The organism is Cytobacillus gottheilii (assembly GCF_001636345.1).
Classification (GTDB): domain Bacteria; phylum Bacillota; class Bacilli; order Bacillales; family Cytobacillaceae; genus Cytobacillus; species Cytobacillus gottheilii.
Genome location: NZ_KV440945.1, coordinates 2,477,094 through 2,499,093, shown reverse-complemented (window position 1 = coordinate 2,499,093; position 22,000 = coordinate 2,477,094). Strand labels below are relative to the sequence as shown.

The following is a 22,000-nucleotide window of genomic DNA, read 5'->3' as shown; positions in this document are numbered from 1 at the left end:
CATTTCATAACGGTTTCCCGGTTATGGTTTCATTTTTAAAAAATTCCCCATAACAGCTCAGCAGGCGGTAAATTCAATCCTTTTCTTCGAAGCTTCCAGCCAAGACTTCGTTCTCTTGTAAAGAAATGATCGATTGAATTCATGTCCTCATCAACGCATTTATATATAAATTTTTAATGCATATAAAAAGACCGTACTCTCCCTCCTAAAAGGGACGAGTACGGTCGTGGTTCCACCCAAATTCCACAGCAAAAGCGGCTGTGCTTCATTTCATAACGGTTACCCGGTTATGGTTTCACTATAATCTTGATTCCCCATAACAGCTCAGGAGGCGGTAAATCTTCTGTATTTTCTCGAGGCTTCCAGCCATTGACCTCGTTCTCTGTTTAAGAAAATTGAAAAAGATTCATGTCCTCATCAACGCTTTAATTATTGATTTTTTTTGTATTATATGATGAAGAGGAAAACTTTGTCAACAGTAGTTTTATGAAAACATTTATGTTTAAGATTAGTATATGATCATTAGATTAAGTCATTTAGGAAGGTGTAAAAATGGAAATCAAACAACTGGCCGTCAATGATGCGGCACCAATGGATTTACTGCTTCTTGCAGATCCATCAAAGGAAATGATTTTATCTTACTTGCGAAGAGGAATTTGCTATATAGCGAAATGGGAGCATGAAACAGTCGGTGTATATGTGCTGCTCGAAACGCGTCCGAATACGGCTGAAATTGTTAATATTGCCGTGGCTACAGCACATCAGGGGAAAGGAATAGGGAAAACGTTAATTTTACATGCTATAAGATTGGCAAAAAATCTTGGTTATCATACTTTAGAAATTGGCACAGGCAATTCAAGTATTCATCAGGTGGCACTCTATCAAAAGTGTGGATTTAGATTAAATTATATCGAGCATAATTATTTTAGTAAGCATTATAAAGAAAAGATTATGGAGAACGGTATTCACTGTGTTGATATGATTCGATTGACAATGGAACTTAATGAAATATCGTAATATATACCTTTAATGAAATATCATCCAAAGTAGGTTTTATTTTTTAAAAAGTATATTTTGGTTTATAATTTATGCCTTTCTTTTTGAGACGAATAGCATTTAAATTGTAAAGGGCCAATACGGCTCTTTTTTTCGTTTACCCCAAAAGCGGAGAGCTTGCACAAGTACTATTTACCAAAGTGTTACGTTTGGGTTAATATGGAAGAGGATAAGCGAGAGGATGTGTGATGAGTTGAAGACGATTATTCTATCAATTGTTTTTTCATTTGTTATTCATTTCATTTATATAATTGGTAATTTAATAGCGGGATATATCAAAACAAAATATTACAAACCAGATATTGAGAAACTGTGGAACAATCCTCAACCAATCCCCAATGAAGTAGCTTTCGGCGGAGCAGTTTCACCCTTCTTCTATGTATTTACCTTTATCGCGGCAGCATTTGTTTGCGGCTTAATAATCTTTTCTTACAATAAATTGTTGAGTTAAACAACTGGGAATGTTTTATGGTGTACCTTTCTGCTCGCTGCTATTTTTTTAGATTTTTATATATTCAAGTATCTATTTTTACATAAACGAAAATATAATAGTAGAAAGATTGGGGGGAAGATTTATGAACTTTAAATTTGATGAAGCCATTGAGATATTAGAAAGAACACCAAATATGTTAAGTGCTTTTTTAACTGGAATAAGCGCTCAATGGACGAATAGTAACGAAGGTCAAGACACATGGAGTGTAAAAGAAGTCATTCTTCATTTGATTGAAGGTGAGCAATCCAATTGGATTCCGCGGCTGCAGTTTATTATCAAGGAAGGAGATAAAAAGGCATTTCCGGCATTTGACCGCTTTGCTCATTTACACAACAAAAGCACTACAGTAGAACAAGCATTAATCTTTCTTAAAAGGCTGAGACAAGAAAATATAAAAATCTTAAAAGAACTGATTTCTTCTGAAGAACTGCTTGAACAAACAGGCTACCACCCTGCCTTCGGAACAGTAAAAGTACGTGAGCTTATTTCAACCTGGGCAGTTCATGATTTAACTCATATTACGCAAATAGCTAGAATTATGGCTGAAAGATATCGATTAGATGTAGGTCCATGGATCGAATACTTAGGCGTTTTAAATACGGATAAATAAAGGAGATGCTTATGAAAATTAGAAAAGCAGTCATAGACGATGCCCCGGCAATCGCCAGAGTTCATGTAGATAGCTGGCGTGAAACATATAGCGGAATTGTACCGAAAGCCTACCTGGAAGCTCTCTCTTATGAAAACAGAGAAAAGTTGTGGATTAATATGATTCCGAATACTGCAGTTTATGTTGCACAAAACGAGCTTGGGGAAATCGTTGGATTTGCTAACTGCGGAAACGAAAGGACAGGCAAGTATAAAGGATATCCTGGAGAAATATATACACTATATTTATTAAAAAAAGAACATGGAAAAGGAATTGGAAAGTCTCTATTTCAACACTGTACAAATGCATTGAGCCAAAAGGGCATAAATTCTTTCCTGCTTTTTGTTTTAGCCGATAATCCTACAGTAACCTTTTACGAAAAACTCGGTGGAGAGGAGTTGGATCGCGTAAACATAGAAATAGGAGGAGAAACTCTAGAAGAAATCGCATTTGGTTTTGATTTAATTAAGACAACAGACAAGTAAGTTATAAATCTAGTAGTATAAATCCTATTTCTATTGTTCAGAATTCTTAGATTACATAGTATAATACTCATATTGAACATATGAAAGCAGGTGCACCATGTTAAGAATCGGAATTATTGGAGTTGGAGCAATTGGAGAAAGGCTGCTAAATACATTTTTGCAGCATGAAGAGGTGGAAATAGCGGGTTTATGTGATCAAAACCAAGAAAGATTAAACTTGTTTAAAAGTCAGCTTCCAGATGTGTCAACATATACAGATTACAGAGAATTACTGAAGGATGATAAGATCACTCTTATTTATTTGGCTGTCCCGCCTAAGTATCACCACCAAATTGCGTTGGACATTATCAGTACAGGCAAGCACTTACTATGTGAAAAACCGCTTGCGAATTCGCTTGCTGAAGCAGAGGAAATGACCAGCGCTGCGAAGAAGGCAGGGATTGTACATGCAATCAATTTTCCAATGGTGTATAGCAATGTTTTTCATCTATATAAAGAAAAAATACAGAGTGGTTCAATAGGTGAATTGAAAAAAGTAGAAGTTAATTTTCAATTTACTGAATGGCCGCGTCAATGGCAGCAAAATGATTGGATAGCAGGCAGGGAACAAGGTGGCTTTATCCGTGAAGTTGCGCCCCATTACATACAAATGCTGCAGTATATCCTTGGCGACCTGCAGGTGACTGCCAGTTTCGCGGATTATCCTGAGGACCCGGCAAAATGTGAGACAGGCTTTATCAGCAGACTGGAAACAGCAAATGGGATACCTGTCCTTTTCAACGGCATTAGCGGGATTGGTCAAAAAGAACATTTATCATGCAAAGCATATGGAGAAAAAGGAACGATTGACATAGTCAATTGGAGCATCCTTTCAGAAAGCAAGAAGGATACAAATAGTGAAGTCCTGGATGTTAGTCGTGAAAAACAATTTGACCTTGTTCATGAATTGATAAATGGAACAAAAGGTGAAATTTCACTGTTAGTTGATTTTGATGAAGGAGTAAAAGTTCAAAGAGTATTAGAGGATTTACTGCATCAATAAATGAGCTGTGACATAAGTATTTAACACACCAATAAAACCGAATGGTTAGGAAGTCATCTTTCTAATCATTCGGTTTTTTTATTATGATTATAAAATATATTTTATTAACATGAGTGAAATGGAGCGGAGGATCCTCGACTCCAGTGGGCAATAGAGGAAAGGGTGAGACCCCGCAGCAGCTTTGCTGCGAGGAGGCTCAGCTTCCTCCCCACGGAAAGCGAGGGTCCGCAGCGCAATGGAACGGACTTGTTTAATTACACAAATCAAAATATTGAATATTCGTGTTTTAGAAAGATTAATTTCATTTTGTCCCAGCCTCGTTTTTTTATGTCTTTTCATTTTTACTATTAAACTTGAGTTTTCTTAACCATGAGATTATCTGTTTTTTATAATCTGAACCTGTTTCATTTTAAGAATTATAGGTTAATGATTCAAATACATAGCATTTTTGTCATATTTGTTGAAATAAAACGACCATGTATGTATAATTCTTCTCATAACTGTCTCGTGATGGTTAGGTGCGGTTTTTATAAAAAAGTATAATAATAGGAGCAGCGTTATAAAATGTATAACGTTATAGATACATAAATACGAGAACTTTAAGGAGGTGTGCCATTTGGGAAATCCTTGCTGAGAATAGGCCAAGTAGCAAAACTAAGCGGTTTAACAACAAGAACGATAGACTATTATACACAGAATAACTTATTGCCAGTGGAGCGTTCGAGTTCAAACTACCGCTTATATCCTGAAGAAGCACTTGTAACTCTTGAAAAAATCAAAAAGCTGAAAAAAGAGAAGATGTCCTTAGATCAAATAAAAAAGCTTATACAATCAGATCAGCAAACGAATCTGATCATTAAAGAAGTGGAAGATAAAATTCTTTCACTTAATGAAAAAATACATCTGCTTGAGGAATCACTTGATCAGCTTCCTGATAAAGAGAGAGAACAAGTTTGCTTAAATCTAAAGGAGCAAATGAAAAGAACATTAATGAAATTATCAGCGATTTACTAATATGGAGGTGAATCCCTCATACGAGGGAAATAATTGGACATAATTACCATTACAAACTTAATTCTACTTGTTATTTTAATTGCAGCGACAGCTTTTTTCGTTGCATCAGAATTTGCAGTCGTAAAAATTCGCATGTCGCGCATTGACCAGTTAATTGCTGAAGGAAATAAGAAAGCAATTATGGCAAAAAAAGTTGCAAGTGATCTTGATTATTACTTGTCAGCATGTCAATTAGGTATTACAGTTACTGCTTTAGGATTAGGGGCATTAGGAAAGCCGGCCGTTGAAAGCTTACTGTACCCAGTCTTTGATTGGATCAATTTAACCGAGCCTGCTTCTTCTGTTGCTTCCTATGCTATCGCTTTCTTGCTTGTTACCTTCTTGCATGTTGTTGTGGGGGAAATGGCACCTAAAACACTTGCCATTCAATTTGCCGAAAAAATGACGATGCTTCTTGCAGCACCGCTATATTGGTTCGGCAAGATCATGTACCCATTTATTTGGTCTCTGAATGGCACATCAAGATTATTATTAAAAGGTTTTGGCGTCCAGCCTGCTGGTCATGACCAGGCATATTCAGAAGATGAACTTAAGATTGTAATGGCCCAAAGCTTCCAGGGCGGAGAAATAGATGAAACTGAATTAGAGTACATGGAAAATGTTTTTGCTTTTGATGAGCGTATTGCTAAAGACATTATGGTGCCACGTATAGAACTAATCACACTCGATAAAGATATGACACAGCAAGAAATTGTGGCGGTTTTGGATGAACATAATTACACACGTTACCCTGTTATCGAGGGTGGCGATAAAGATAACATTATTGGTGTAGTCAACGTCAAAAAGATGTTAACGCTTATTGCAGCTGGTAAATCAATTAATATTGAAGATTTTGTTCGAGATCTGCCTTTTATTCCTGAAGCAGCAAGAATACAGGATGCATTATTAAAAATGCAAAAGGAACAAGTTCATATGGCTATTATCATTGATGAATATGGCGGAACTTCTGGTGTGATCACAATGGAGGATGTCCTAGAGGAAATCGTCGGTGAAATTCGTGATGAATTTGATGCAGATGAAGATGAAGAAATCGTTCAAAGTGGTGATAATCAGTACATGATCAATGGCCGTACGCTGCTTGTTGATCTTGAAGATCAATTTGGCTTGAAATTTGAAGAGAGTGATGATATTGCGACAATAGGAGGGTGGCTGCAGCATCAAAAGGTTGATCTGCTTGAATCTGGAGATACTTTTACACATGCTGAAAACACTTGGACTATCATTGAAATGGATCACTTTCAAGTGAAAGTAGTCATGCTCGAAACTTCAACTAATTAACCATAGCAATAAACGTAAACAACTTGGAGGTGAATCCCTCAGGGAGAGGGAAATAATTGGACGGATTAATAATGTTAAATTTATTTTTAGTGGCCGTATTTATCGGACTGACTGCCTTTTTCGTAGGAGCTGAATTTGCGATCCTTAAGGTTAGGATGTCCAGAATTGACCAGCTCATTGCTGAAGGGAATAAGAAAGCAGTTTTGGCAAAAAAAGTGGCACATGAGCTTGATTATTACTTATCTGCCTGTCAGCTTGGTATAACCATTACTGCACTTGTTCTTGGGGCTTTAGGTGAGCCGACCGTTGAAAGAATGCTTCATCCAGTGTTTGAGCACTTTGAAATATCAGAACCATTATCAACCTTTCTTTCTTACGCAATCTCTTTAGCTATTGTTACTTTTTTACATGTGGTTTTAGGAGAGCTGGCACCTAAAACCCTGGCTATTCAGTACGCAGAGAGAATGACACTTCTGCTTGCACCAGGATTATATTGGTTCGGAAGAATAACTAACCCATTCATTAAAGCATTAAATGGTTCAGCTACCTGGCTTCTTCGTTTGTTTGGTGTAAAGCCAGCTGGCCATGAAACGATCCATTCAGAGGAAGAATTAAGGCTAATTGTGACACAAAGCTATGAAAGCGGCGAGATTAACCAGACAGAACTGTCTTACTTGGAGAATATCTTTGCTTTTGATACACGAGCACTTTCAGACATCATGATACCAAAAGAGAAAATTGTGATGTTAAAAAAAGACATGGCTTTTACAGAAATGATCGAAGTTTTGGAAGCGAATGATTACACACGATATCCTGTTAAAGCAAATGATAAAATCATTGGCTTTATTCATACAAAAGAAATGATGACAAGCATTGCTGCTGGAAGAAATGGGGCCATTGAAGATTTTATTCATGACATTCCCCGATTCCTAGAGAGTATTTCATTAAAAGAAGTGCTCCTTAAAATGCAGCAGAACCACGTTCATATAGGCCTAGTCATCTCTGGAAAAGGTGAAACAACAGGTCTTGTTACCATGGAAGATATCTTAGAAGAAATTGTTGGAGAAATTAAAGACGAATATAATGGTGAGTAAAGGAAATGGTCATTCTTATGGATGACCTTTTTTCATTTGTTATGTTAAAGTTAGGGTAAAGGGGGTAAGGATCATGCACCTAAAGTTGTACTTGGCAACACTGTTTGAAATTCTTATTTTCATTCTTATTGGTTTTACTGGTGCCCATTATGGACTTAGGATGCTTTATGAGTTACTGGGAATAGAATATATAGGGAATATTGGAATCATCTCGTTTGCTTTAGCTTTTTTCCTGTTATGTTCATTTACCATCGTCCGTGTGTTACTTTTTAAAAGAAAAACTATCCTCTTAAATGAAAGAATGCATTCAATTACCTTTTGGTTGATTTATATTTTGTCTGTTAGTTCACTCATCTTACCCTTTATTTCTAGATCAATATAGGAAGTGATAATAATTCAGCAAAAAATTAAACTTGTTATCCTCATAACAGCCTCTATCGCTATGCTTATATTGCCACTTATTACGCCAATCTACTATTTGCCATTCTATTATCTTTTAGCTGTCTCCCTGCTGCCTCTATCCATTTATCGCGTAATGAGAGATGAACATTTTGAACAGAAATTTCTGCGCAGATGGAAAAAAGCAAGAGAAAAAGGGTATTGGATAAATGTGCTTATAGAAGGTGCTCGATCGATACTTCTATTAATAGCAGTGGCTATATTCACAACAGTGTTTGTTTATGGATTGACACCTGTAAGTTTATTTAAACAAGATTCTGGAGAAATAAATATTGCTTTCCTACTGTTCTTTATTATATTTTTGCTTTTATTTTATTTTATTGCCGGACTTATTCAGTATTATGAAAATGAAACAAGATATAATAAAGCAAATGAGTCAGAAGGTAAGAAATAGAATTAGTGAATAAGAATGGTTTTTGTAACACTAAAAGAAATCATAGGAAGGATAGAGGAGGCAAGCAAAAAAATGACTATTATTGATATTACAAGAACCCTGAAAAACGGAATGCCTGTTTGGCCAGGTGATACGCCTTTTTCATATGAACTCAGCTCTACAAAGGCTGAAAATGGTTCAGCGAATGTTGGCAGAGTTGTCATGAGCACGCATACTGGCACACATGTAGATGCGCCTTTTCATTTTGATGAAAAAGGGAAGAGAATTGAAGAGTTAGATTTATCCTTATACATAGGGAAAGCTCTTGTCATTGAGATAGTGAAAAAAGAATTTATAACCGTGGAGGATCTCCAAAAACATGACCTGCAAGGGTATGAGAGGCTGCTTATTAAAACTGGATCATGGCCGGATCCAGCCACATTCCCTGAAACCTATACATGTATAGCTCCTGAAGCGGCGAGCTATCTTGCCGTTTCAGGTGTCCGGCTAATCGGAGTAGAGTCTCCATCGGTTGATCCGCTTAACAGCAAGGAAATGCTTGCTCATCATGCATTAAATAATAAAGGCATTCACATTTTAGAATCAATTGATTTACATGAGGCTGAGCCAGGGGAGTATGAATTAATTGCGATGCCCCTCAAAGTAGAGAAGGCAGATGGAAGTCCAGTAAGAGCTGTACTTAGAAAAGAATAAAAAAGCGCCTGTTCATTTGAACAGGCGCTTTTAAATATGTAACGTTGAATACAAATCAACAATATGGTATGATAATAAACGGACTAAAGAATAAGTGGTTTCATTCATAAATATCTAATTATACTTTACTACAAAAACAAATGAATGTCAACCATCTTGCTTTAAAATTTTCATATTAGGAGCGGTAGCATGAGCGAAGAATTGAAAAAGAAGCAGGAAGAACAGCAAAGAGTCAATCTCGTAGTGAAGGAAATTAAGGAGAAAATAAAGCAGCAAGCAGGTTTAACAGATGTAATCGGTTCAGAGGCAAAGTATTTAAAGGAAACATTCTGGGAGGATGTTACTGTAAACTTAGATGAACCCGATGATGTTATTGAAACCTTTACAAGTATGAAGCAGCAGGCTGAACTTTTAGCTGAGCGTGAACGAAGCAAAGGCATTATTGATCAGCAATTAAACACATTACTGCGATTAGAAGATTCACCTTATTTTGCACGAATCGATTTTCATGAAGATGGTGAGAGTTCTCCTGAGCCGATCTATATCGGAATTGCATCCCTTATGGATCAAAATAATGAAGATTTTTTAATTTATGATTGGCGTGCACCGATTTCAAGCATGTATTATGATTTTTCACCAGGTGAAGCCGAATATAAAACACCATCTGGCATCATTCATGGCGAGATGACATTAAAGAGGCAATTTATGATTAAAAACGGTCTCATATCTGCTATGTTTGATACAGGTCTGACCATTGGTGACCAAATGCTTCAAGAAGTTCTTGGCAGCCAGGCAAATGCAAAAATGAAGAGCATTGTTGCGACTATACAAAAAGAACAAAATGCCTTAATTCGCAATGAAAAAAATCAAATCCTTGTAGTACAAGGAGCTGCCGGCAGCGGAAAAACCTCAGCAGCTTTGCAGAGAGCCGCATTTTTACTATATCGCCACCGTGATACATTGCAGGCAAGCAATATCTTGTTTTTATCACCTAACCCTTTGTTTAACAGCTATGTTGCAAGTGTTTTGCCTGAACTTGGAGAAGAAAACACGGAGCAAATGACTTATCAGGAATATTTAAAAAGGCGTTTATCGGGGAGTTTTGATATTGAAGATCCATTCAACCAGCTGGAAGAGCTTTTGATTTCTGCAGATTCACACGATCTTACACTAAGGCTGGAAGAAATTCAGTATAAGTCGCAAATAGCTTTTAAATCCTTTGTTGATGAATTTATCGCATCCTTATCCAGCAAAGGGCTTATCTTCAATGACTTGGTATTCCTGGGACGCAAGCTGATTGATGCCGAAGATATATACCAGCAGTTTTACCAATATGATCATTCGCTGCCGATACCAAATCGAATTCAGCTTTTACAGGAGTGGCTTTTAAAGGAAATTCGTCAATTGGAGAAAAAAGAACGTAAAGCTTCATGGGTTCAAGAAGAAATTGAGCTATTGGACCGAGAAGATTATTTAGAGGCATTTCAGCACCTCCAGAAAAAGGATGAAGAGTTCACTGAAGTTGAGCAAGAAGAGAAATATTTAATTAATAAGGTTGTTAGTCAAAGGTTTAAACCTTTAAAAAATCATGTGAAAAGACTTAAATTTATTGATTTAAAGAAACTTTACGAAGAACTTTTTTCAAGAGAGAATGACACGCTTTATTGGAAAGAGATAAGAGAAAAAACGATCAGAGAGATACAGCAGAATACTTTATCTTATGAGGATGCTACTGCATTTTTGTATTTAAAGGATCAAATTGAAGGCAGAAAAACCAATGGTTCCATTAAGCATCTCTTTATCGACGAGGCACAGGATTACTCGCCTTTTCAGTTTGCTTATTTGCGTTATTTATTTCCATACAGCAAGCTGACTTTACTGGGTGATATTAACCAAGCAATTTACTGGCATTCCTTAGATCGCAGCACGATTTTTGCTGGTGAAGAAGCTGAATTTTTAACACTGACAAAAAGTTATCGCTCGACAAAGCAAATCGGTCAATTTACGGCAAGTTTAATTCCGAATGGTCACTTAATTGAACCGTTTGATCGGGAAGGCGAATTGCCGCTTATCAAAACAGTAGAGGATGAGCATTTATACTCTTCCTTGAATGCAGACATTCATGACTTACAGCAAAAAGGCTTTAAAAACATTGCCATTATCAGTAAAACAGCGCATAAAAGCACTAGAGTTTATGAGAATTTAAAAGAGAATATCACTGTCAGTCTGATTGACAAAACCACACTAAAATATGAAGAAGGCGTTCAAGTCATTCCCGCCTATTTGGCAAAAGGTATTGAATTCGATGCCGTAATCGTTATAGATGCAGACGACTATCAAGTGGAACGTGAGCGAAAATTGTTTTACACTGCCTGTACTAGGGCAATGCATGAACTGCATCTCTATCAGACCAAAGGTACAAATTTATTTTTAAAAGAAGCTGATCCTTCAAGTTATCAACTTGAAGGAATTGAAAAAAATATATGAATAAAACAAAAGAGGCTGGGAAATAATTATTTAACACTCTTATAGAACCGAATGGTTAGGAAGTCATCTTTCTAATCATTCGGTTTTTTTGCGATTATAAAATATATTTTATTAGCATGAGTGAAATGGAGCGGAGGACACTCGACTCCTGTGGGCAATAGAGGAAAAGGTGAGACCCCGGAGGAGCTTGCTTCGAGGAGGCTCAGCTTCCTCCCCACGGAAAGCGAGGGTTCGCAGCGCAATGGAACGGACTTGTTTAAATACCAAACCAAGATATTGAAAGTTCGTGTTTTAGAAAGATTTATTTCGGTTTGTCCCAGCCTCTTTTTGAACGACATAAATAATAAGTACCACTTTTTATATACTAATGTTTTATAAAAATAATTCCAAAGACCTATTAAATGATTATATGGGAATATTTACATGTAATATCTTTCTATTTTATAATGACAATTAAAAAAAGCGTGTTACTATTATCCTAGTGTAAGAGAATGGGGGATTCCTTTGGTTTTTAAGAGAAAGAAACAGATCGTAAATCAAGTTACTCATAATGTTAATGTAACTATTAGTGTAAATAGAGGATGCAATAAACAAATTGAGATGATTGGTCTGACTGACGAGGATTTGCAGCAGCTTGTATCACTGCAGCCATTGGTGAAAGAGCAAATCACGAAAATTGTGGATGAATTTTATGAGAAGGTAGAAAAAGAGCCGCTGCTTGTGCAAATTATTCAGCAGCATAGTTCAATACAACGTTTAAAGGTTACGCTGCAGAGTCATATTTTCGAGATGTTTAATGGAATTGTTGACGATAATTATATAAATATGCGCAGAAGAATTGCCAATATGCATGTCAAAATCCAATTGCCAACAAAATGGTATTTAGGCGCATTTCAAAATTTACTTATATCCATATTGAATATTATAGAAGAAAATGTGGCTGTGAAAGAGGAAATCTTTTTAAAGATGAAAGCAGTCACGAAAATTTTCAACTTAGAACAACAAATTGTACTAGAAGCTTATGATGATGAAATTCGTCGAATTCAGGCAGAAGCTGACAAGGAAAAACAGATTCTTGTTGATAATGTGACAAACTCCTCACATAATCTCGCTGCGATATCACAAGAAACACAAGTATCTTTCCATTTGCTTCATCAGCAATCCGATCATATTGTTCAGGTAGCCCAGCGGGGAAGTGAATTATCGACAATCGCAGAAAACAGTGCAGAATTGGGCAGCAGCCAGCTTAAGCAGCAGAATGAAAATATGGTCAATATCGAAAATGCTGTTTCTAAAATTTCAAAGGATATTGATATTTTATTAGGCATATCCAAACAGATGCAAGGGATTGTAGGAATGGTTACCGGCATTGCCGATCAGACTAATTTATTATCATTAAATGCAGCTATTGAAGCGGCAAGGGCTGGACAGCATGGACTGGGATTCTCTGTTGTTGCTGGTGAAGTCCGAAAACTATCGGACGAGACGAAAAAATCGGTCTTAGAGGTTTCCAGTCTTATTAACACCATTAACTCACAAATGAATCTTCTAAACGATTCACTAGCAGAGATTCGCCATTCTGTTAAGGAAGGCCATCAGGGAATGGAACAGACAAAGGATCATTTTACTGAAATATTGACGACGATGAATGAAACAATGAAGCAAAATAATATGATTGAAAATGAAGTGTCTCAGTTTACGAAGGTGCTTGCAAATATCGGTACTGCTTTTGATGAAGTTGCCGCTTCCGCTGACAAACTTTCAACCATTGCTTCAGAAATCCATTAAAAGACAGGGAAAGATTCCTGTCTCTTTTTATATCTGCAGAAAAGAATTAACTGCAGATGAATGTCCTATTTGTTAAAAGGTGCCAAATTACCTATTTGTGATATTTTTCATCTGGGTTATTTTCTCATTTTTTTAATAGGAGTAAGATTGTCTTCTCTTTTTGCATATGGTTGAATGTCATTCGATCTTGAGAGGAGATGGAAAATGAGAAAGCCATTGTTTATTGTTGTTCTTTTTGCATTGCTTCTGTTTGCTGTTAGCCCGGCACGATCATCAGCAAGTACTATCCAGCCAATGGGGAAATTAAACCCGCCTGACGAAAGTTTTACTCCTGGTGAGTGGTTTCTTGGCAGTACACCGCCTAATGCTGAAAAGAATAAACCTCCTATCGTATTTGTTCAGGGCAGGAATGGAAGTGCAAGCAGCTGGTATGGAGAAACGGAGCATCATGGTGTGAACGATATGTACACAAAGGCATACGAAGCTGGCTATCGAACCGTATTCGTGCAGCTGCATGATGCAGCAGGAAATGGTTCGGCCACTCAATATGACAATGGAGAACTACTAGCCGAAATGTTAGCTGAAATTAGTGACCATTTCTCTGGACAAAAACTGAATATTGTCGCTCACAGCAAGGGTGGTCCAGATACACAGGCAGCGCTTGTTCATTTTGGTGCCCATCATTATGTTGGAAAAGTAATAACACTAGGATCTCCTCACCACGGGACACACCTTGCTGATTTAGCCAATAGCTGGTACGCAGGCTGGCTTAGTTCTCTATTAGGTCAAGATGATGAGGGCACAGTTTCATTGCAGACTGGGGAAATGGCTGAATTCCGTGCAAACACAGATGCACATGCCAATGTCAGGAAAAATGCTTATTATACTGTTGCAGGAACCAACCGCGGCCCTGCCTTTTCTGCTCTATGGATGGGCGGACAATATTTAGCCTCACACGGTGCAAATGATGGCCTTGTAAATGACTGGAGTACAAAACTGCCATATGCGACTCATTTATTTACAGACTCAAGTTTGGATCATGATCATATTCGTGTCGGCGGAAAAGTATTTTCCAGAATTGAACCTTATTTGCGCAATTCAGCTATTGCATCAGCACAGACTTTAAAACTGCAAAAACCATCTCCGATTACAGATCGTTCATCAGAATTCATTCATGGAGCACCTCTACAGAAGCAGAAAAAAGTAAAGGTTCCTTTTTATATGAACGGAAGTGCAAAACCATCCTTTCAATTGTATAGCCGCAGTAAAGATTTAAATGCAAGTCTTGTTTCACCCTCAGGAAAAATCCATAGGAAAAGCAATATACCTACCCAAGAATATTCCATTTTCCACGGTGCTCAGCAATCTGATTTTGCTGGTGTTGCTGCGGAAGAAGGAGAATGGACATTACAGATTACAACACAAGAAGATAATGATGCATACTTTTTTATAGCGAACCTTAATGAAAGAGATCAATATTCTTTAAGCCTACCCGGGAAAATGAAAAAAGGAGAGCATTCATTATCATTCCAATCCCCATCTGCATTAAAGAATGTTCATACCCATGTTAAAGTGATTGATGAAACAGGTAAACTAGTTACTGAAAAAACTACAAATGATGTACAAAAGCTGATCTCGAATATTCGCAAATCCGGTGTCTATAACATGACCATTGAAGTTACAGGCAAAAATACGCAAGGGAAAAAGATAACTAGAACCATAGTAAGATCCGTATATATTGAAAAAGAATAAACAACTGCTAAAACTAGTTTTAATTTATCCTGATCGGGAAAAGGAGGGATGAAGGGAGAGAGTGAGTACATGAAAACATTTAAAGTTATCTACACGTTTGAAAAAGATTTGGCTATAACGGAAGAAGTAGAAGCAGAAAACAAATCAGAAGTCATCGGTAAAACAAAGGATTTAGATGGTTTTGTAGAGGTTTATTGCATAGAAAACCATTTTCATCGCTTTAACATAGATGATGTAAAGCTTATAACGATTCAAGAGTAAAACTCGCCAATAGGCGGGTTTTTTTCTTGTTGAAAAAAATTTGCATTTAGTGTAATATTACACTAAATAAACCAAAAGGGGTTATACGATGAAAGATAGCATAACCAATATGGAGCAGCAAATTTTTCATAAAGAGTTAAAACTACTAAAAAAACATAATTATATTTCAGAAAAGATTTATGAAGTGGTAGATGCCGCATATTTAAATTTCTATGATGATCTACAAAAAATAGAAACGATCGTTCCTGAAAAGGTTCAGGAAGATACAATAGAAAGCGTTTCAAAGGAGAATGTTAAAGAGGCGGAATTGAGTAAACCATTAGTGAAAAAAACCCTTAAAAAGCGATCTCCAGAAGAAGTTAGGGAAAGGAATATTACATGGCTTCTCAATATCGGTGTTTTTCTTCTTTTAATTGGCGGCTTATTTGTTGCAACAAGTCAGTGGGATACTATGTCGGGACTGTTGCGCACCAGTTCAATTGGTGCAGTTTCGCTGCTGTTTTTTACATTAAGCTTTATCGCTCAGAAATTTTTGAAGATTAGCAGATCCGCGTTTGCTTTTCACGTGCTAGCTAGCCTCTTTCTGCCGATTATTCTTTTATCGGCAGGCTGGTTTGAACTTTTTGGGTCCTATTTTTCCGTTTTAGGCGAAGGTCGGTTCTGGTTTGGAAGCGGAGGAGCGCTTCTTCTATTCCCTGTATATATGTATTTTGCCAAATCACTTCAGTCTCGCTTTTATGTTTGGTTTTCCTATATAGCACTCTCTTTCTTTGCCAGCTTCTTTTTAGCAGCGTGCCAATTATCTCGTGACGCTTTTTTCTTAGGAATGCTTCTTTTTCAGCTTCTCTTAATCATTGCCTATCATCGTGTAAAGAAACAAGAGAAATATAAATTATTTACTGCAGAACTTGTTTATTATGTGCAAATTCAATTTATCGTTTCTTCATTATTTATGGCTTCACTAATTGAGAGCCACATATTTGCCGGCATAAACGGAATGATTGCTGCAGGTATGTATCTGGCCTTAATCTATGTTTCAGGACGGAAGGAATATCACTTTGTATTTACCATTTTTACGTTATACGGATTATTTCAAGTTATTGAATTTTCGATTTTAGATGCTTGGAGCCCAGTTTTGCTTGTAGTAGCTGCAGGAAGTTTTTTGTTCATTCCAAAGTTATTGCCAGAAAAACATTCATGGGACAATGTATTTAGAATTACAGCTGGTGCTGTGTCATTTCTGGGCTTTTTCTATAGCTTGGCTGAATTAGTTTTAGCTGGGCAAGGACAGCCTTCTATCATTTTGTCACTGTCATTTGTTATCCTCTTTGGGCTTCATGTCTATTTAGCAAATGCGTTTAACAAAATGCTGTACACATATATACCGCCATTATTCGCAATGACCGCTATGTTTGAAATGGTTAGAATAGGAGAACCAGCAAGCTATTTAGTTCCGATATTCTTAATAGGTGCAGTTATATGTTTACTATTTGGCTTCCTCAATAAGCATTCTTTTTTCAGAGTGATCCAAAATAGTTCACGTGATGCTGGATTTATCGTTATGTTTTATACGGCTATGATGGGGTTAACTTTTCAAGATCATTCCAAAGTAGCCTTGATGCTAATACTGTTAACAGTCATCCTCGGAATAAGCTACCGACAGGATGAAAGGAAGTTTTATCAACAGCTGACGCCTTGGGTGATTCCTGTTTCTTTTGGCATGGCAATCATTGCAGCTTGTGAAGCTATAAATTCAGCAAGCGAGTTGTATCATGATCATTTAGGGATTGCAGTCAGCTTTGCAATTGGCGGCGGGATGCTCCTTATTTTAAGCAAGACAGCTGAAAGATATCAGATCCAGGACATAGCAAAGATTGCTTATGCAGCAGCTGTTGTGATCTATAGTACTGCAATCCTTTTAAGTTATCTTGATTTTGTCTACAATCAGTTCGTACAGCCTGCTATTCTGTTAACGGGATTACTCATTTATTGGAAATATTATAAAAAGTGTTCATATAAGTGGATACCTTTTATCATTCCAATTGTTATGCTATTAAGTTATTTCTCCATGCTGAATATATTCGTTGAAGATTCACCGGTTATTTTAGCAAGAATGCAGTATACAATAGGTGGCGTTATTTTGCTGCTGGCTGCTGTGTTATTGAAAAAGGATCACTGTTTAGCAGCAGGTTTCGCTTGGATAGGACATCTGTTCTTGCCTTTTGCTTTGTCCCTAACTTATATAGCAGAAGGAAAGCTAGCAATTGACAGCTTTCTGCTAGCAGTCGCTATCTATTTTATGAGTTCAAGAATGACGCGTGAAAATTGGAAGGTAAAAGTATTTCTGTATAGCTGTTTTATATCATCATATGGAGCTCTTCTATTTGCAATGGACTTATTGAACAATGGACAGCATAAGGAGTTTTTACCATTTATTATAAGCATAGCTGTTTATCTATTATGGCAATTTGGAAGAACATCAGACCAAAAACATATTAACTGGTTCTTAATTCCGTGGTCTGTTTTTGGAATTCTAAACGTTCTCCTGGCATATCCAAATACGTTTCTGCACTATTCTGTCATTCTTGCTTATGCTGCAGCTTTCATTTTCTATTTGTTTAAAAGCCGTTTTTATTATTTGGCCAGCATACCGCTTTTCCTTTCGTGGGCAGGAACCTTGCAGTTCATTCTCCTGCACGTGTCAAATGCCGGTGTGAAGCAGGGTATTTTGGCTGCTTTTGCTGTATCACTTGCCTTGAGCGGCATGTGGGTGTATAAAAAATATAAGCAAAAAGCTGCAATATTTTCATATAGTGATCCATTTTTACTTGGTTCACTTCTGTTTGCGTTAAGTTTATATCTTTTCCAGAGTGATGCCATCATTTTCAAAATGGCACCCGGATTGCTAATTAGTAGTCTTATTATTTTGATGCGTACACGATTTAAGGGAGAATTGATGTGGATTCCTGCAGTCATTTCGCTTTTATGGCTGATTCAGCCTTATTACAGTTTTATAGGATATATCCATATTCCAACTGTATTCATGCGTGAAGTTCAAGTACTGCCACTCGTGCTGCTCGTCATTTTAGGCAAAATGATTTTAAAGGGAAGATACAGATCTAAAACAAATAAACTGCAATGGTTTGTGCTAATAGCTGTATCATTTTTACTGATTGAAGATGGATTGCAAAGTTCTACAGTGATGGATGCGATTATTCTCGGCACACTATCGCTGCTCTCCATTTTAGGAGGCTTTTATTTTAAAATTAAGGCATATTTCTTTGTCGGCTGCGGTGTTCTTTTGCTGAATGTGCTTCTTCAGACAAGACCATTTTGGGGCAATATGCCATGGTGGGCATACTTGTTGCTAGCAGGAACCATTTTAATCAGCGTTGCCAGCTATCATGAATGGCAGAAACAACAGAAGACTAAAGGAAAAGAGACAGTGTTCATTACGTTTAAAAATTGGATAATGCGGAAATTAAAAGAGTGGAATTAGGAGGGATATACATGTTTCATAATAAAACGGTCATTATTACAGGTGCAGCGAATGGAATTGGCAAAACATTGGCTGAAGCATACAGTCAAAAAGGAGCCAATGTGATTGCCGCTGATCTAGATGAAGAAGCCGGCAAGAAACTTGAGGAAACCGGTAATATTCATTTCGTGAAAACAGATGTAAGAAAAGAAGAAGAAATCATCAATCTTATGAAAACAGCAGCAGAGAAGTTTAGCAGAATTGATGTGTTAATTAATAATGCGGGCGTATCGAGATGGAAATCTCCCTACGATTTAGGTGCAGATGAATGGGATGATATCATCGGAACGAATTTGAGAAGTGTGTTTTTAGGTTCTAGAGAAGCAGCAAAATATATGAGGAAAAACGAAGATGGCGGTTCTATTATGAATCTTGCATCTACTAGAGCGACCATGTCAGAGCCTAATTCAGAAGCATACGCTGCCTCAAAGGGCGGGATTGTCGCACTGACACACGCATTAGCAGTCTCCCTTTCAGAAGACCGCATTACCGTTAATAGCATTTCACCTGGCTGGATTGAAACAGGAAATTATGAAGAATTGCGTGAAATCGATCATTTGCAGCATCCATCAAGAAGAGTCGGCAAACCGGAGGATATTACAAGAGCGTGTTTCTATTTATCTTCCTCCGAAAATGATTTTGTAACTGGGATTAACTTGGTTGTCGATGGCGGGATGACAAGAAAGATGATATATGAGGAATAGGACGCTCTAATTTTAACAGACAGAATGATTGTCCTCTTTATTGGTAAAAACTATGAGTAGTGATTCCGATAAGGAGGATTTTTATTATGACTGAGAAACATCCTGATTTTATGAATAGCTCCTATTTTGTTGACGAACCCGGGAATTGGCACATGAAGGCTGGAGCACCGAAAGAGCTGCGGGAACAATTGGAACTATATTTACAGTCACTTGAAGAACCGAATAATGAACCAGGCACCATTTATGGGATACATATTGATTATCCTTACTGAGCAAACGAAAATGCTTACTATAGGGCGAGTAATATTTAGAGAATTAGGGTAGTTTTGAACTAAGTGTAAAGTGGGTTCTTTTGTGAATTTAGCCTGCAGTTTTTGGGGTGTAGTCAGGCACTCTTGGGATCTTGACATCAAAATAGTGGAGAGCGGTGGCTTGATTGTGGATTTTTTGGGATACTGCTATTCAAGGCAAGGATAGCAAAGGGATGATTTGGTGCTTTTTACGACCTTAATATCCAAATACTGTATAACAGAGGGGTGATTAGGCGCTTATCACGACCCTAATATCCAAATACTGTATAACAGAGGGGTGATTAGGCGTTTATCACGACCTTAATATCCAAATACTGGATAACGGAGGGGTGTTTAGGCTCTTATCACGACCTTAATATCCAAATATTGTATAACAGAGGGATGATTAGGCGCTTATTGCGCCCTTGATATCCAAATACTGGATAACAGAGGGGTGTTTAGGCGCTTATTGCGCCACTAATATCCAAATACTGGATAACAAAGGAATGTTTAGGCGCTTATCACGACCCTAATATCCAAATGCTGGATAACAGAAGGGTGATTAGGCACTTATCACCACTTAGATATCATAATATTGGATAACTAGGTTATAGGTGTGCTTTTTTATAGCGAAACTTAGGAATTATTCCAACAAAAAATCCCCTGCAGCAACAGGGGATTTTCCATACTAACTCAATTGATTAGACCATTCTTCTACATCCCAAGTCTTCGTAATCCAGCCTTCATAAAAATCAGGTTCATGGCAGACAAGAACAACTGTTCCTTTGTATGCTTTAAGTGCACGCTGCAATTCTGCTTTGGCAGTTACATCAAGGTGGTTAGTTGGCTCATCAAATAGCAGCCAGTTACTCTCATGCATCATTAGCTTACATAAACGGACTTTCGCTTGCTCGCCACCGCTCAGTTGATTTAGCGGACGGGAGATATGCTCATTTTTCAATCCGCAGCGGGCAAGGGCAGCACGCACCTGATGCTGATCCATACCAGGAAATTCGTTCCAGACATCATCGATTGGTGTAATGTTATCTGCCTTTACTTCCTGTTCAAAATAAGAAGGGAAGAGGAAGTCACCGTGATGGATTTTTCCGCTGATCGGTTTAATTTTTCCAAGCATGGTTTTTAATAGCGTTGATTTACCAACACCATTGCAGCCAACGATCGCAATTTTTTCACCGCGTTCAATGGTCATGGACATTTTTGGCAGAAGTGCGTGTGTATAGCCGATTTCAAAATCTTCGCCTTCAAACACATAACGGCTGCTTCCGCGTGATTCTTTAAATTCAAAAGTCGGTTTTGCAGCAGTTTCCGGTCTGTCAATACGCTCCATTCGATCCAGCTGTTTTTGACGGCTTTTCGCACGGCCGGTTGTAGAGTAACGCGCCTTATTTTTCGCAATGAAATCTTCTTGTTTCTTAATAAATTCCTGCTGTTTTTCATAGGCGTTGATATGCTGATTTTTATTAATCTCAGCAAGTTCCAGGAATTTATCATAGCTCGCTGTATAACGGCTCAGCTTCGAAAATTCTAAATGGAAGATCGTGTTCGATACAGCGTTCATGAACTCTGTATCATGCGAAATCAGCATAAAAGCATGCGGATATTCTTTTAGATAGTTCGTAAGCCATTTAATATGTTCAACATCCAAGTAGTTTGTCGGCTCATCCAGCAGCAATACTTTAGGCTGTTCCAATAGTAATTTTGCCAGAAGTACTTTTGTACGCTGTCCGCCGCTCAAAGCTGCGACATCACGATCGATTCCAATTGCATCAAGCCCAAGACCTCTTGCTGCATCTTCGACTTTTAAGTCAAGTGTATAAAAGCCTCCTGCATCTAAGTGATCCTGAATTTCGCCCATTTGCTCTAGCAGTTCTTCCAGTTCTTCAGGAGTGGCATCTCCCATTTTAGCTATGATTTCATTTAACTCTTTTTCTTTTTCAAACAATGGAAGAAAAGCTTCATTTAATACATCTCGAATTGTTTTTCCTGCAGTTAGTGCTGTATGCTGATCTAAATAGCCATAATGAACAGTTGGCGTCCACTCAACCTTCCCGGAATCATGGATCAGCTGTTTCGTAATGATATTCATCAATGTCGATTTACCAACGCCGTTTGCACCGACAAGTCCGACATGGTCTTCTGCTAATAAACGAAATGAAACATCTTTAAATAATGTACGGTCACCAAAAGTGTGACTCAAATTTTCTACTGTTAATAAACTCATTTTTAGTTCCCCACTTTATTTGTCATCATCTCTACATCATACTAAAAAAAAACGATAAAAACTAGACCCTTTACTTGTCAATGATTTATACTAAATGGAAAATAATGCGGTCATATAGAAAAGCGGAAGCGCCTTGCTCAGCCCCGACAAGCTTAAGACCTCGAGGGGCTAGGTGCTGCAGCTAGACCAGGAAAGCGGCAGGCGTTTGTCATCTCTAGCGC

Annotated in this window: 18 protein-coding genes; 17 read left to right on the top strand and 1 reads right to left on the bottom strand. The window is 37.5% G+C overall.

The genetic code is table 11. The features are described 5' to 3' along the window. Nucleotides 1-552 precede the first annotated feature (552 nt). The 17 genes from A6754_RS12040 to A6754_RS11955 all read left to right on the top strand — a co-directional run bounded on the left by A6754_RS12040 (nt 553) and on the right by A6754_RS11955 (nt 19,519). Nucleotides 553-1,017, top strand: a complete 465-nt coding sequence (locus A6754_RS12040) for a GNAT family N-acetyltransferase (RefSeq protein ID WP_066445708.1) — start codon at nt 553-555, stop codon at nt 1,015-1,017. Nucleotides 1,018-1,249: 232 nt separating this feature from the next. Next, nucleotides 1,250-1,507: a hypothetical protein gene (locus A6754_RS12035; protein ID WP_066451611.1), complete on the top strand. Its 258-nt coding sequence runs from the start codon at nt 1,250-1,252 to the stop codon at nt 1,505-1,507. A 124-nt stretch (nt 1,508-1,631) separates the two neighbouring features. Then, complete coding sequence (locus A6754_RS12030) at nt 1,632-2,159, top strand: DinB family protein (RefSeq protein WP_066445706.1); 528 nt, start codon at nt 1,632-1,634, stop codon at nt 2,157-2,159. Between the two features lie 11 nt (nt 2,160-2,170). Next, nucleotides 2,171-2,683, top strand: coding sequence for a GNAT family N-acetyltransferase (locus A6754_RS12025; protein WP_066445703.1), 513 nt, complete (start codon nt 2,171-2,173; stop codon nt 2,681-2,683). 97 nt (nt 2,684-2,780) lie between these two features. Continuing rightward, entirely contained in the window at nt 2,781-3,725 is a 945-nt protein-coding gene (locus tag A6754_RS12020) for a Gfo/Idh/MocA family protein (RefSeq protein WP_066445700.1), read from the top strand. A gap of 609 nt (nt 3,726-4,334) precedes the next feature. Continuing rightward, entirely contained in the window at nt 4,335-4,739 is a 405-nt protein-coding gene (locus A6754_RS12015; RefSeq protein ID WP_257297508.1) for a MerR family transcriptional regulator, read from the top strand. A 33-nt stretch (nt 4,740-4,772) separates the two neighbouring features. Next, nucleotides 4,773-6,077, top strand: coding sequence for a hemolysin family protein (locus A6754_RS12010; RefSeq protein ID WP_066445698.1), 1,305 nt, complete (start codon nt 4,773-4,775; stop codon nt 6,075-6,077). Between the two features lie 56 nt (nt 6,078-6,133). After that, nucleotides 6,134-7,171 (top strand): hemolysin family protein, encoded by a 1,038-nt coding sequence (locus A6754_RS12005; RefSeq protein WP_066445690.1) that lies wholly within the window; start codon nt 6,134-6,136, stop codon nt 7,169-7,171. 442 nt (nt 7,172-7,613) lie between these two features. Next, nucleotides 7,614-8,024, top strand: coding sequence for a hypothetical protein (locus A6754_RS11995; protein WP_156495775.1), 411 nt, complete (start codon nt 7,614-7,616; stop codon nt 8,022-8,024). A 72-nt stretch (nt 8,025-8,096) separates the two neighbouring features. Next, nucleotides 8,097-8,717, top strand: a complete 621-nt coding sequence (kynB, locus tag A6754_RS11990; RefSeq protein ID WP_066445682.1) for an arylformamidase — start codon at nt 8,097-8,099, stop codon at nt 8,715-8,717. 189 nt (nt 8,718-8,906) lie between these two features. After that, the gene (gene helD / locus A6754_RS11985) at nt 8,907-11,204 is read left to right on the top strand and encodes an RNA polymerase recycling motor HelD (protein ID WP_066445680.1); all 2,298 of its coding nucleotides are present in this window, start codon (nt 8,907-8,909) and stop codon (nt 11,202-11,204) included. Between the two features lie 504 nt (nt 11,205-11,708). Then, a complete protein-coding gene (locus tag A6754_RS11980) occupies nt 11,709-12,992 on the top strand; it encodes a globin-coupled sensor protein (RefSeq protein ID WP_066445676.1) in 1,284 nt (427 codons plus the stop codon). Between the two features lie 204 nt (nt 12,993-13,196). Beyond that, the gene (locus tag A6754_RS11975) at nt 13,197-14,744 is read left to right on the top strand and encodes an alpha/beta fold hydrolase (RefSeq protein WP_066445673.1); all 1,548 of its coding nucleotides are present in this window, start codon (nt 13,197-13,199) and stop codon (nt 14,742-14,744) included. A gap of 69 nt (nt 14,745-14,813) precedes the next feature. Beyond that, complete coding sequence (locus A6754_RS11970) at nt 14,814-15,005, top strand: hypothetical protein (protein ID WP_066451609.1); 192 nt, start codon at nt 14,814-14,816, stop codon at nt 15,003-15,005. An 88-nt stretch (nt 15,006-15,093) separates the two neighbouring features. Then, nucleotides 15,094-18,504 carry a hypothetical protein gene (locus A6754_RS11965; RefSeq protein ID WP_066445672.1) on the top strand — a complete coding sequence of 1,137 codons (3,411 nt, stop codon included), beginning with the start codon at nt 15,094-15,096 and terminating at the stop codon, nt 18,502-18,504. 11 nt (nt 18,505-18,515) lie between these two features. Next, nucleotides 18,516-19,247 (top strand): SDR family NAD(P)-dependent oxidoreductase, encoded by a 732-nt coding sequence (locus tag A6754_RS11960; RefSeq protein WP_066445671.1) that lies wholly within the window; start codon nt 18,516-18,518, stop codon nt 19,245-19,247. A gap of 86 nt (nt 19,248-19,333) precedes the next feature. Next, nucleotides 19,334-19,519, top strand: coding sequence for a hypothetical protein (locus A6754_RS11955; RefSeq protein ID WP_066445667.1), 186 nt, complete (start codon nt 19,334-19,336; stop codon nt 19,517-19,519). 706 nt (nt 19,520-20,225) lie between these two features. On the opposite strand, the gene A6754_RS11950 is transcribed toward A6754_RS11955, so the two are convergent. Beyond that, nucleotides 20,226-21,779, bottom strand: a complete 1,554-nt coding sequence (locus A6754_RS11950; protein WP_066445664.1) for an ABC-F family ATP-binding cassette domain-containing protein — start codon at nt 21,777-21,779, stop codon at nt 20,226-20,228. Between the last annotated feature and the right edge of the window lie 221 nt (nt 21,780-22,000).